This window comes from Anabaena sp. CCY 9613, from assembly GCF_963920895.1.
Classification (GTDB): Bacteria; Cyanobacteriota; Cyanobacteriia; order Cyanobacteriales; family Nostocaceae; genus Cyanocohniella.
Window position 1 is genome coordinate 49,580 of the sequence record NZ_CAWUDE010000007.1, and the last position, 13,175, is coordinate 62,754.

Here is a 13,175-nt window from a genome sequence, read left to right on the forward strand (position 1 = left end):
TAAGTGCTGAGTTTCAGCAGTGAGCTTTTTTAACCCCTCTCCGGCGGCGGAGGGGGGCAATGTTTTTTTAAGGGACTGACAAATAAATCAATAAACCTACTGAACCCAAAAGCTGAGAAATCAACGGCAACAACTTACCACATTCCTCAACCAACTTAGTTGCATCAGGGAAACTAGCAACAGTACCCTTCAAAATTTTTATTGCTGTTTTCGCCGCCTTTTGCATCGCTCCCTCTTGGGGATTTTTCCCCGCTTCTGCCAAAGCTTTTACTTGTTCTAACGCCTCAGCTTTATCTTCTGGCGGTAAATTTTCCTCAGCTTCAATGGCTGTTTGTAATTGTGCTAATAATTCTTTAACTCCTGGCTTATCAGGTTCAGTTGAACTTGGTAACTCATTAATAGTATTTGTCACCGTACCACTAATATCACCTAAATTTAAAGCTTGCCCACTAGCATTAAAATCACCGCCAATATTGCCAATGTTAATATTACGGCTGGAATCATTACTGTTAGTCATATTTTTATTCTCTAATTTATTATCAATTTGAACATTAATAGGTTTATTCGCTAACGAAATAATCATATCTGGAATTTTTGCACTTTGTTGGCGTAGAAAATCTATCTCCTCTTTTTGCATATTTAATTGTGCTTTATATTTTTCTTCTACAGCTTGCAAAGCTAATTGATAACTTTGTGTAAAATCACTATGAATCTTTTCTTTATCAGCACCTTCAGATACACCAACTTTAACAACAATTACTCCATCACCTTTATTTTCAATACTTTGTAGTGCTAATTCTGTATCTTGATTTTGTTGTTGCACATTATCAAAAGCATTCACAAAAGCCTTCCAATCAATGCCATTACGGAAAATTAAATCAACAGTATTTAAAACCTCTTCAAACAGCTTGGTAAATTCTCCTGGTTGAAAGTCGCCACTACTGGGACGACGTTCGCGGTCATCTGTTCCAGGTTTGGGATTTTCTAGAAGATAGACAAAGCGACAATCAACATTATTTAACTGAGTTGAACTTTCAATATTCCAGGCTTCTATACAAGCACCTGTCATTTTGGCGCTAGTGAAGTTAGTACTCACAGCTTGAGCTAGAGTTAAATTTGCCCACTCTAAACAAGCTCTTTGAAAGATGGCTTCACTTAAGTCAGCGTGTTTGAGATTAGCTTCTTTTAAGTCTGCACCTATGAGGTTAGCGCCTTTAAGATTAGCGTTAAAATATGATTTTTTTCTACCATTGCAGGTTACGAGTAAATTGAGAATATTTCGTTTAGCTAATATTGAATCTCCCACTCTAGCAAAGTGAAGTTTTTTAGCTTCATAGAAACGAGTGCGGGTGAGTTTGGCTTTTCGGAAATCTGTATTTTTGAGAATTGCACCGGTAAAGTCAACATCAGTTAAATCAGCACCACGAAAGCTAGTTCCTCCTGTTGCAGCGAAGGCGACAGCAAATGAGCGAACCCAAGCGTCTTTTTCATCTCCTCTTAAACTACGCCAGCCAATGTAAGCACTAAAGAATGTAAAAGCTACGGCTACGGCTACGGCTCCGGCTCCGGCTCCGGCGAAGGCTCCGGCGAAGGCTCCGGCGAAGGCTCCGGCGAAGGCTCCGGCTACGGCTACGGCTACGGCTCCGGCTCCTAAACCTGCTGTTAAACCCTTACGAAGGGTAATAATACAAAAAACCAGTAGCACAATTAGGGAGACTATCCCAATAATGATCTGTTGAGTATGACTCAAATCTTCAGTAGTTGTAGGGCTAAATATGAATGCTACAAATGCACTAATAATCAGCGATAAAAATCCTGATAGTGCCGACAACAGCCATGAGACTATAAGCAACCCAATAGTCCAACGCTTTTGTAGACCAGCTTTAGCACCTGTAAAATCAGCACCTTTAAGAATCGCGTTGGTAAAGTTTGCTCCTCGAATATCCGCCTTGCTAAAGTTAGCTCCAGTCAGGTTTTGACCTTTAAAAGAGCGCCCTCGGAGATTTTTTCCTGCGTAGTCTGGCGGCATCATCCCGTCAGTATGAGGTTATTACTGAGATTTTATACAACTTTGCTGTTAAACATTCCCGATTTTGTGAAAATTTGCTGAAATTAACCAGATAAGCACCTCATATCCCCGACTGTTTGAAAAAATCGCTTATCTCAATAAAATGGCAATTTTTGCCATAATTATTCTAGAGAAACAAAGTTAATGAAATCATTACTCAAAAACCAAGACTTTATTGTGAGGGCAGATGCCCAAGAAAGTTAGAGAGTTAAAAGCAATATTGCAGAAAGCAGGTTTTAACTACCGTCCGGCAAAAGGTAGTCATACATTCTGGACTCATCCACTCGTACCTGATGAACCTGTTACTATTGCAGGTAAAGATGGAGATGATGCACCCAAATATCTAGAAAAACAGGTGAATCGAGTTTTGGATAAGTTAAAGGAAATACAAAAATCTCAGGAAATTGACACAGAAGAAGCATGAATTATCGCTACAGTATGGTCATTCAATGGTCAGATGAAGATAGCTGCTATTTGGTTCACCTTCCGGAATTTCCTTGGCAGCACTATCATACTCACGGTGTAACCTACGAAGAAGCCGCAAAACATGGGCAAGAAGTTATAGAATCACTGATTGAATGGTATCAGGAGCAAGGTAAAGCTTTGCCAGAACCTATTGCTTTACCCGATAAGCCGTTAGAAGTAGCCTAGTACCGCTGCGCGGAAGTCAAAAGTCAAAAGTCAAAAGTCAAAAGTCAAAAGTCAAAAGTCAAAAGTCAAAAAGCTTATCAAACAGGCTGTTTGACGATTTCAAATGGTATGCCTATTTACGCCGTGCTGTACTAGGATTTTTCCTGCTTAACCCTAAAACTATTACCTATTAAAGTAAAAACCCCTTGAAACTCAATGTTTTAAGAGGTTTAATGATATGCCAGGAACGAGACTTGAACTCGTGACACGAGGATTTTCAGTCCTCTGCTCTACCAACTGAGCTATCCCGGCTGGGGCTTGTTTTTGAGCCACGATTAATAAATGTAGCAAACACAAAGGGATTTTGCAAGGGGTTGAAGAAAAAAAGATTTTATCCGGCTTTGAACCTCAACTTGACCCCAAGAAAAATGGTGACAAAGAATAAAAACTGGACAAGCACAATACTAGGGCCTGATGCTAGGTTGAAAAGACCCGAAACGATGATACCAGCAACGCTTGTGGTAGCACCAATTACCACGGATATGAGCAGAAAGCGGCTAAAGTGGTGACTCATAAGTTTGGCGGTGGAGGCCGGAATCACTAAAAAGGCATTTACTAATAAAATGCCTACTGCTGTGATGGCCACGGCAACGGCCAACGACAGTAGAATTACAAACCCATAACGATATAATTGAACTGGAACACCTTGTACCTGCGCCACATCGGGGTTTAGGGTCAACAAAATTTGCTGTCGTAGAGTTGAAAGTAAAAATATGCTACTGCCTATCAACAAAAGTAGCGTCAAAATTAAATCTGTGGTGTCAATGGCCAGAATATCGCCAAATAGGACTCTCATTAAGTTGCCACGATAACCTGGAACCAAGCTAGAGAGGATCACACCGATAGCTAATGCGCCTGATAGCACTATACTAAGAACGCTATCACTGGCTAAATCTGTTTTGTCGATGAAATAGAGGACAACAACGCCAAAGACTAGGGTAAACGGCAATAGCATCCAAGTGGGATTTAACTGTAGCAGGACACCCAATACCACACCTACTAGTGCTGCATGACCCACAGCATGGCTGAAAAAAGATAGCTGGCGTAATGTGGCGAAGCTACCTAGTAAGCCTCCTAGTATACCCATCAACACAGCACCTGCGATCGCCCGCTGCATGAAGGGAAATTGTAACAAGTTCAATAAGTCCAGACTAGTGGTAATTGCCAGCCAGTTTATTGGGCAATTAAAGGATAAATACATTAGCGTAATCTATATATAAATGAACCTAAGTAGTTAAAATATATATTTTTTTAGTCATCCTTAACAGGTAAATTCAGAAAAATACTCATCAAAAATTTGGTTCTTTAAATGTCATTAAACTTGATTATCAAGCGTGTAATAATTCAGTATAATTTAATATAAACAACTATAGATAGCGATATTGTGCAACACTTAGCAGATGAAGTTCTCAGCAGTGAAAAAGCTCAACGCATGGCAGATTTTTTTAGCTTTTTAGGAGATGCTAATCGATTGCGAATTCTCTCTTTTTTGGCTAATAAAGAACTATGTGTTAGTGATTTAGCTGCTTTATTGAATATGAGTGAATCGGCTGTTTCTCATCAGCTACGCAACTTAAGAGCAATGCGTTTAGTTGGCTATCGTAAGCAAGGACGGAATGTATTTTATCACTTGCACGATAATCATATTTTTCATCTTTATCAAGCTGTTGCTGAACACCTGGATGAACCTGAATAAATTAAAAAATTAAGTAGTAAATAGTTGGTTTTTACTTTTCAATATAAAAATTTTCTCAAAATTCACAAGTTGTTATTAATGGTGATGCTTGTAGGGACTAAACCCTGGCCCATAGGTAGCTAAAAGGTTCTGGGGTGATAGGGCAATTTCTGGCTTACCAGTACAAACAACAGTTTGATTCAAGCAAAGAACGCGATCGCAATGATGGCTTACCATATCAATATCGTGAGAAACCTGTAATACTGTCCAACCTTCCTCTCTTTTTAATTCATTGAGTAAAGCATAAAAATCTGTTGCGCCTTGGACATCAATACCTGCAAAAGCTTCATCTAGCAATAAAAGTTTCCGCGGCGCTACTAAACAGTAAGCTAATAAGACGCGTTTGAGTTGACCACCGCTAAGAGTACCAATTGCTTGATTTCGCAGATGATAAGCATCTGTACGTCGTAAGGCTTCTACTATGGCTGCTGACTTTTCTTGATCTTTTCTCCACAACCTAGAAAAAAACTCGTTTTTTCTTTTACTTTCCTTTGCCCATCCTAGCCCCACTAATTCACCTACAGAAATGGGAAAGCTGCGGTCAAAAATGAAATTTTGTGGCATATATCCCAATTGGTGACGTAAATTGCCTAGTCTTGTAATTGGGCAACCAAAAATTTCTACCTTGCCATTACTGTGGGGAATCAAGTCTAAAATTGCTTTTACTAAAGTACTTTTACCTGCACCATTGGGGCCGACTATAGCTGTATCTGTTCCTGGCAATAACTCAAAGGAAACATCTCGAACAGCTAAATAATTTCCTTGATATACAGTTAATCTTTCTACTTTTAAAATTGGAGATGCCACGTTGCTTCGCTCCGGAATCAAAATTCAAAATTCAAAATTCATGATACCCCTAAATATCTTTAGGGGCTTATATTCTTTTCGTTTTCGGCTATTAATCCGGGATTTTTAATATTACTATTCCAGGGCGTAAATAGGTAAAATTTTCCAAAAATGCAAAAGCCAAAAATAAAAGCTTTTTGACTTTCACCTTGTGGTACTAAATCTTATCTACTTTGAAAACTGTAGTTTGTAGTCAAGATTATGAGATTGCTTCCTGGCATCGCCATGACAAAAACTCCACTTTTGATAATAGATGAGGTTTAATTACACCCATCTGCCAAAGTTTGCAAGTTATTTCTCATAGTCTGGAAGTAATATTGAGGTTCTCTATCACCACTAGTTTCTAAAGGATCTAAGGTACGCACAGTTACATTCAAATCTTGAGCCAGACTGGTTAATAGTTTATTATCTACTCCTGGTTCACTAAACAAAGCTTTAGCGTCATATTTTTGTACAGCTTTCACAGTTTTTTGCACATCGGCTGGTGAAAGTTGGTCTTCAGGAATTTGCACTACAGCTACTTGTTTCAAGTTGTAGCGTTGAGCTAAATATGGAAAGGCATCATGAAAAGTAATAAAGGTGCAGTTAGGAGTTTTTTGCAAGGTTTGCTGAAATTCTTGATCTAACTTATCTAAGTCCTGAATGTAAGCCGCAGCATTGGTTTCATAAGTAGCTTTATTAGCAGGATCAGCAGCAATTAATCCATCCCGAATATTGGTTACTTGCTGTTTTACCAATACTGGGTCTAACCAAACGTGGGGATTACCATCAGCATGATCATGACTGTGACCGTGGCTGTGTCCGTCGGTATCTGTCACGGTTTGATCCACAGGTGAAATTTCGTCTAATGTTTGAATACCTTGACTGGCATCAATTCTTGTCAAATTAGGATTTTCGGCATTTTTGATAGTACTATCCAGAAATTCCTCTAGTCCCAAACCATTTTTTACCAAAATATTGGCTGAAGCGATCGCCTTAACATTATCCGGTGTAGCTTGGTAATCATGCACATCTGTAGTCGGTGGTACCAGAATTGATACATCTGCTGCATCTCCAGCTACCGCCTTGGTAAACAAATAAGTGGGTAAAATTGTGGCTACAACTTTTATTTTTTCTTGATTTGCTGGTGTCGCAGCGGCTTCTTGTGCCTGGGGTGTTTGTTCAGTAGTTTCGCCCAAATTTGAGTTTGATTGGTTACAGCCAACGGTTACTGACAATATAAGTAGAGCCATGAAGGGCAGAATACCTCTGCGTTGTCTGCCTGTTCTACATCCTAATGGATTCCAAATCACAATGTTTTCTCCTATAAATTCAATATTGTTTTAATTTTTGATTGAGAATGAGTTTAGTTTTCTATTGTAGAATAAGTCTCATTCTCACACAATACACAATATAGTATAGTAAAAAAAGTTTGTAGAATAATTAAGTGTGAGGAAAAAAATGCGAGAATTCTGTAAATATCTACTAGTTAGTCCAGTATTTTGCAGTACTGTGCTTTTTTTTTGCACTGGTGTATATGCAGGGGAAATACCCACAAAATCAGAAATCACTGAGTCTCTAAATATAGCTAACTTAGAGACAAAAAATGAGTATATTACTGAAACTCAGGCACAAGTTACCTCCGTTTCTCAGTTATCGGATGTGCAACCTACAGATTGGGCTTTCCAAGCATTGCAATCGTTGGTAGAACGTTACGGTTGCATAGCAGGTTATCCTAATCAAACTTATCGAGGTAATCGGGCGCTGACTCGATATGAATTTGCTGCTGGTTTGAATGCTTGTCTTGATCGGGTGAATGAATTAATTGCTACCGCTACTAGTGATGTGGTAGGACAACAAGATTTAGTGCAACTGCAAAGACTACAAGAAGAATTTGCCGCAGAACTGCTGACTTTACGTGGTCGTTTGGATGGACTGGAATTACGCACCGCCGAATTAGAAGCGAATCAGTTTTCCACCACTACTAAACTGCAAGGGGAAGTTGTGGCGGTTATTAGTGATGTCTTGGGTGGTAATAGAGTCAACGAGGAAGATATTACAGACAAGAATACAACTCTGGGCGTACGGGCACGCGTGGAATTTGTCACCAGTTTTACTGGGAGAGATACCTTATTTACGAGAATCCAAGCTAATAATATTCTCAGCCCCAACATTGGCACACCAGAAGGTAACTTATTTTTTGCCGGTGAAGATGGTAATACCAATGCCGAAATAGATGCATTGTTTTACAGTTTTCCTTTGGGTGAAAGGACAGAAGTAATTGCCATCGCCAATGCAGGTGCAGCAGATGACATCACCGATACTATCAATATTTTTGACGGAGATGGCAGTTTTGGGGCTTTATCTACCTTTGGTACACGCAACCCCATTTATAGCCAAATGGATGGAGCCGGTTTAGGGATAACCCAGCAGTTCGGTGATAAATTAGCACTCAGCTTAGGATATTTAAGTGGTGCAGCGAATGATCCATCACCTAAAAATGGTTTGTTCGATGGTGCTTACGGTGCGCTGGCCCAATTAACAGTCAGACCAAGCGATCGCATTGCTTTGGGTTTAACTTACATTAATTCTTACAAACAGCCCTTACTCACGGGTAGTAATGCCGCCACATTCCAAAGTATTGTGGACGAAGATTTAGCTTTTTCCAGCAATTCCTATGGTGTTCAAGCATCTGTTGGTATCAGTGAAAGAATAGTCTTAGGTGGTTGGGCGGGATACACCAATAGCCGTACCTTAACAGGCGATCGTGGAGAGGCTGACATTTGGAACTATGCAGTTACCTTGGGCTTTCCTGACTTGGGTAAACAAGGAAACTTGGCGGGGATTATCGCTGGTATAGAACCTAGAGTTACCAGTTCTAACATTCCAGAAGTGGCAAGAGATAGCGGTACTTCTTATCATCTTGAGGCATTTTACCAGTACAAGGTAAGTGACAATATCACCATTACCCCTGGTGTTATCTGGCTGACATCTCCAGACCATAACAACGACAATAGTGATGTTGTGATTGGTGCGTTAAGAACTACATTTAGTTTCTAATTTCCATAAATACAGAAAAGACGCAAAGAATCTTTTTGCGTCTTTTTTTGGATGATATTAACTGCTCACATTTAAAATTCCCAACTTTGGTGCAGTAATTTTGAATTAGACATTCTTGATTACTTATAGCTTTTGCATAGGATTAAAATTTTAGGCTATTTTTGATTTCCGTTTGATTACCGATCCAGCACCCATAGCACCAAAGGCTAATAGACCTAAGATAGTAGTCGGTTCAGGAACACTAGCTAATCTGTAACTATGATTATCGGTTTCAAATGCAAAACTGGTTGACCGGAAAACTATCTTATCAAAAAACTCTCCTTTATCGCCCAACAAATTAACGTAGACATTATTCACATTGCCACTTTGTTCACCATTAGCGGGCGCACCAGGAACATTTGCTCCAGTGAATGTTTGGAGTAGAGTGCCTCCGCTATAAACATCTACAAAGTTATAGTTGTCTATTGACCCCCAGTAGAAACCAAAATAATCAATAGCCGCAGCAAAATTAATAGTTACATTACCAGTGTCTGGAGAAACTGTGAGATATTTGCTGGTATTACCAAAAGGGGTAGCATATTTTCCCGATCGATTTCCTTGGACAACGGCACTGTTTGCAGAATAACTAACATATCCAGAAGTAGGTGCTATCCCATCATTGAAGTTAATGGTTGTAGCTCCTTGAATATTAGTATATTGACCTTCTCCAGAAACAAGGCTAGACCCTCCTTTAGTCAGACTAATAGCACTAGCTGGGTTAGCACTCATGAAAACAATAGAAGTACCGATTAACGCCAATGATAGTTTTTGTAGAAGAGACATTGTTTTATTTTTACAGATGATTGATGTAAACAATTTGGCATATGAAGCAGATTTTTGTGTAGTAATTAATAGAGCTTTCACAGAAAAAATGTATTTATATATTTGAATATAAAGATGATAAAAAAATACTCAAAAAAGCTTATTTGAAGAAACTATATCTACGCTAAACAGAGGTATATTTGTATATTTTATTTTAATAAACTAGAAAATTTTAAGTATAATTTACTAGTTTTAAGTCTTTCAGAAGGAGGATAAAGAAAATGTGATGGTGTATTTCACTAAGTTAAAAAACTACCATATGGAAATTACTGAAAAGTATCCAACAAAAAAGCCAGCCTCCCACAGCTGGCCTGAACAATGTTTTTTCGCGTTGTCTTCTCAGTAGAGTCAAAACCAAATTGCGCGTTCCCAAAATGCAACGGGCAACTTTTCTTAACAATATTGTAACAGTCAACACAGTTTTTTCGTAAAGATCTACAAAAAAAAGATATGTGACCAAAGGTTGAACCTCTATCTTAAAGAGTAATTTCAGAATGTCGAGAGATAGATATGGGGAGAGTAACTAATGACTAATGACTAATTGCGGCTGTCCCCAGAGTATTTGCTCTTGCTTGTAAATGGCAATTCCTGGTTTGGCTCCTTTGGGTTTGTAAACGTGCTTGGGTTGTGTATAAACTACTGGTACTTGGTCACTTTGACGAGCGCGACTGTAGTAAGCGGCAAGATTGGCGACGAATTGCAGATCCGCTGCTTCAGGAACAGATCCGGGTTCTAAACGCAGTAATAGGTGACTTCCAGGAATTTCTTGAGCGTGGAACCACAAGTCATAATCCCCAGCTACACGAAAGCTTAATTGGTCGTTCTGGCGATTGTTGCGCCCGATTAAGACTTCAAAGTTGTTAGGGGTACGGTAACGATGAAAATTAGTACTGGCTGTTTCGTTGACGCTACGACTGCGGTATCCTGGATCTTCGAGATATTTTTGTCCAATTAGCTCGTCACGGATTTCTTCTAAGGCTTGCAAATCTTCTGCTGTTTGGTAATTCTCTATCTGAGCAATGGCATCTTCTACTTGCTCTAAATAGCTGATTTCTGACTGCACCTCGAAAAGTAGCGGTTCTACAGCAGCACGAGCGCGTTTTAATTTTTGATGCTGTTTGTATAAGCGTTGGGCATTTTGCACAGCATTTTTATCTGGCTGTAAGGCGATCGCTATGGGTTTACCTGTTTCAAAATCCGACAGGGTAATTTCTTTCATTCCTGGTTGCCAGTTTTGCAGATGAGCCATCAACAAATCTGCTTTTTCCCGATACTCATCTGCTTGATCTGATTGCTGCAAGCGTTCAGTAAAGGTTTGCGCTTTATTTCGCAATTTTACTAAGATATTCTGCAATTTCTGACTCAGTTGATGGCGTAACTGAGCAAATACCTGTTGATTTAGTTGGTCGGTGTAGTATTTGTTGAGTAAGGTTTGGATATCTTTTTCTGGTGCAACCGCGCCCCAACCCATGACGGTATATCCATTTGCTGTCCAAGCTGGTTGAAATTTACTGGTTTCCAAAGCTTGTAGCCATTCTTGCCATTTTGTAAACAGCTGTTGCCAGTCTTCTGGTTTGAGATTATCGGTTGTGGTTTCCGGTGCTAAATTAGCTGCCAATAACATGGACTCTACCAATGCTGCACTCAAGCCGCTATAACTTTTGAGTAACTGACGCTTGATTGCTCCTGGTACTAAACTGACTCTTTCTTGCCAACGTTCTGGAGATTCGTGCAAGCTGGGAACAGGGCCAGTGAGCTTTGGTGGTATTTCATAAGGCTGTCCGGTTTGAATGGGACGGACACTAGACTGGTGTTGACCAACTTGATGGGCAGCAGTGATAATCATTTTGCTGTCATCAGTGAGGATGGCGTTGCTGTATTTGCCCATGACTTCCACATATATATGATATAGGGCGCTTTCTCCGGGACGCCGGGCAAACTGTAAATCAACAACACGTTCCCAAGGTGCGATCGCTTCAATTCCCACCAGCGCCAAACCACCCAATTGGTGTACTAGTTGTTGGCTGAAGGTGAAAGTATCGGGTAATCGTGGCGGTGGATCGCCAACACAAATACGTGCCGCTTGGGGATGCCAAGAAATTTCAAGCCAATCCCTTTGCTTGAGGGTACGTAATGCCACTGCAATCGTATAGCGATCGCGCTGATAAACTTGTTCTAAGCGAGATGGCAGCCAGTGCGCGCGTAGTTCGCTACAAGCAGCTGTGAGAGTAGTAAAGTCAACTGGTTGCACAAGAATTAGTCGCTGGCTTTCAAAGGTCGATGCTCAGTATATGCTATCTCGTCTAGCTCAAGGTGGATTAACGCAAAAAAGTTTTCAGTCCATTTTCCCGGAAAAAAATCTCAAATTACTCGCTCTAGGATGATTTATGTCTGGGTTTTTATTGTAAAAAATAAAAGGGAAAAGGTAAGTAAAACAGCATATTTCTGCTTTTTCTGCTTTTTTGTCCTCTAGTATTACCCATTCCCTATTACTTATTACTTCAGGGCATGAGAATTTTATTTACTAGCTAATGCTGGTTCTTTGACAGTTTGCTGCAAGATTTGGGTATAAAGTTCACCTAGCTGAGTGGCTACGCCATCCCAACTAAACTTTGTTTCCACACGCTTTCTCCCAGCCTGACCTAATTTGTGGCGCCATTCGGGATTTAACAAAATCCGGTCGATAGCAGCGCTAAAAGCAGCTACATCTTGTGGTGGTGCTAACAAACCTGTGACTTCGGGAACGACAGTAAACTGAAGTCCGCCAACGTCGCTAGCTACTACAGGTGTACCACTAGCCATTGCTTCAATTGCCACTAAACCAAAAGGTTCGTAGTGACTGGGAACAACGCAAACATCAGCAGCCGCGTAGTAAGTAGGTAGAATTTCTTGACTCAGACGACCGGGTAGGGTGGTAAAGTCATTCATTCCCAACTCGTTGATGATATTCTCAATGCGATCGCGCTCGATACCGTCACTATTACCTGGAGTGCTACCACCACCAATAATTAGCTTCAGGTTCTTCGAGTCACGTAATTGAGACTCATTTACTGCACGCACCAAAGTTTCTATACCTTTACGGGGGTCGAAACGTCCTACATACAATACAAGTTTAGTTTCTGGAGTAATTCCCAACTTGGCTCTGGCGGCGTGGCGTTCAACTGCACCAAATCGGTGAATATCTGTACCACAGGGAATAATATCGATATTACCTTTTGTAGAAACAAGCGATCGCATGTGTTCCTGCTCTTGGGGACTTGTGGCCACAATCCGCTCTGCTGTTTCCAAAACTTCTTTTTCCACTGTTAATCGCTGACTAGCAATCTGGGGAATATTTTCTATTGTGTTGTACTTAACTGCTCCTAAAGAATGGTAAGTATGAATCTGCCGAGTACCTTGGATTTTCTTCAATTGCATCCCCACCCAGCTAGAGTGCCAATAGTTTGTATGCACTAATTCATAGGTAATATTATTTTCTTTTTGAAATTTGAGGAAGTTATCCAAAAATTCTGGCATATGTTCCAACAGTTCATCTCGCGGTACAAATTCCACAGGGCCTGCTACTAGACGAACGGTGCGGCAATTTTGGTTTAATTGAACAATTTCGTCTTGTTTTATACTTACCTTACGAGTAAATATATCAACCTGCCATCCTAGCCGCCCTAGTGCTTCACCCACATGACGCACATAAACGTTTTGTCCTCCAGCCTCTTCTTTTCCAATTTCAATTGCCGGATCTCCATGAACTGAAATTAAGGCGACACGTTTTTCCGTGGTAGCGTTCATAGTTTGTGTGTTGCTGATTTTAAGAAGGTATCAGACGCTTCTAAATTTGCTAGGTGCAAACTTAGCTGAAGTATTTTGTATTGTTGAATAATCTTTATTTTAATTTAATTATGTCAAATAATTTAAAATACTTACTACTTGGTCTATACT

At 40.0% G+C, this 13,175-nt stretch carries 11 protein-coding genes and 1 tRNA gene; 4 read left to right on the forward strand and 8 right to left on the reverse strand.

Translation table 11 applies throughout. From position 1 onward, the window contains the following. Positions 1 to 67: 67 nt before the first annotated feature. A complete protein-coding gene (locus ACM0OT_RS10300) occupies positions 68 to 2,029 on the reverse strand; it encodes a pentapeptide repeat-containing protein (protein ID WP_414564274.1) in 1,962 nt (653 codons plus the stop codon). A 226-nt stretch (positions 2,030 to 2,255) separates the two neighbouring features. On the opposite strand from ACM0OT_RS10300, the gene ACM0OT_RS10305 reads away from it, so the two are divergent. Further along, a complete protein-coding gene (locus ACM0OT_RS10305; protein ID WP_414564275.1) occupies positions 2,256 to 2,492 on the forward strand; it encodes a type II toxin-antitoxin system HicA family toxin in 237 nt (78 codons plus the stop codon). Then, positions 2,489 to 2,719: a type II toxin-antitoxin system HicB family antitoxin gene (locus tag ACM0OT_RS10310; protein ID WP_414564276.1), complete on the forward strand. Its 231-nt coding sequence runs from the start codon at positions 2,489 to 2,491 to the stop codon at positions 2,717 to 2,719. Before ACM0OT_RS10305 ends, ACM0OT_RS10310 begins: the two co-directional genes overlap by 4 nt. 218 nt (positions 2,720 to 2,937) lie before the next feature. Here ACM0OT_RS10310 and ACM0OT_RS10315 read toward each other — a convergent pair. Together ACM0OT_RS10315 and ACM0OT_RS10320 are read right to left on the reverse strand one after the other, a co-directional pair. After that, positions 2,938 to 3,010 (reverse strand) — tRNA-Phe (locus tag ACM0OT_RS10315). Between the two features lie 79 nt (positions 3,011 to 3,089). Next, on the reverse strand, positions 3,090 to 3,959 hold the full coding sequence (locus ACM0OT_RS10320) for a metal ABC transporter permease (protein ID WP_414564277.1): 870 nt from the start codon (positions 3,957 to 3,959) through the stop codon (positions 3,090 to 3,092). 231 nt (positions 3,960 to 4,190) lie between these two features. Between ACM0OT_RS10320 and ACM0OT_RS10325 the strand changes: the two genes are divergently transcribed. After that, positions 4,191 to 4,454 carry an ArsR/SmtB family transcription factor gene (locus tag ACM0OT_RS10325; protein WP_414564415.1) on the forward strand — a complete coding sequence of 88 codons (264 nt, stop codon included), beginning with the start codon at positions 4,191 to 4,193 and terminating at the stop codon, positions 4,452 to 4,454. Positions 4,455 to 4,529: 75 nt separating this feature from the next. Here ACM0OT_RS10325 and ACM0OT_RS10330 read toward each other — a convergent pair whose 3' ends face one another. Together ACM0OT_RS10330 and ACM0OT_RS10335 are read right to left on the reverse strand one after the other, a co-directional pair. Next, complete coding sequence (locus ACM0OT_RS10330) at positions 4,530 to 5,300, reverse strand: metal ABC transporter ATP-binding protein (RefSeq protein WP_414564278.1); 771 nt, start codon at positions 5,298 to 5,300, stop codon at positions 4,530 to 4,532. Between the two features lie 299 nt (positions 5,301 to 5,599). Then, entirely contained in the window at positions 5,600 to 6,631 is a 1,032-nt protein-coding gene (locus ACM0OT_RS10335; protein ID WP_414564279.1) for a metal ABC transporter substrate-binding protein, read from the reverse strand. Between the two features lie 148 nt (positions 6,632 to 6,779). Between ACM0OT_RS10335 and ACM0OT_RS10340 the strand changes: the two genes are divergently transcribed. Next, positions 6,780 to 8,378: an iron uptake porin gene (locus ACM0OT_RS10340; protein ID WP_414564280.1), complete on the forward strand. Its 1,599-nt coding sequence runs from the start codon at positions 6,780 to 6,782 to the stop codon at positions 8,376 to 8,378. A gap of 150 nt (positions 8,379 to 8,528) precedes the next feature. On the opposite strand, the gene ACM0OT_RS10345 is transcribed toward ACM0OT_RS10340, so the two are convergent. The 3 genes from ACM0OT_RS10345 to ACM0OT_RS10355 all read right to left on the reverse strand — a co-directional run bounded on the left by ACM0OT_RS10345 (position 8,529) and on the right by ACM0OT_RS10355 (position 13,025). Further along, on the reverse strand, positions 8,529 to 9,200 hold the full coding sequence (locus ACM0OT_RS10345) for a PEP-CTERM sorting domain-containing protein (protein ID WP_414564281.1): 672 nt from the start codon (positions 9,198 to 9,200) through the stop codon (positions 8,529 to 8,531). Positions 9,201 to 9,762: 562 nt separating this feature from the next. Then, the gene (locus ACM0OT_RS10350) at positions 9,763 to 11,490 is read right to left on the reverse strand and encodes an NFACT family protein (RefSeq protein ID WP_414564282.1); all 1,728 of its coding nucleotides are present in this window, start codon (positions 11,488 to 11,490) and stop codon (positions 9,763 to 9,765) included. 266 nt (positions 11,491 to 11,756) lie between these two features. Further along, positions 11,757 to 13,025 carry a glycosyltransferase family 4 protein gene (locus ACM0OT_RS10355; protein ID WP_414564283.1) on the reverse strand — a complete coding sequence of 423 codons (1,269 nt, stop codon included), beginning with the start codon at positions 13,023 to 13,025 and terminating at the stop codon, positions 11,757 to 11,759. Between the last annotated feature and the right edge of the window lie 150 nt (positions 13,026 to 13,175).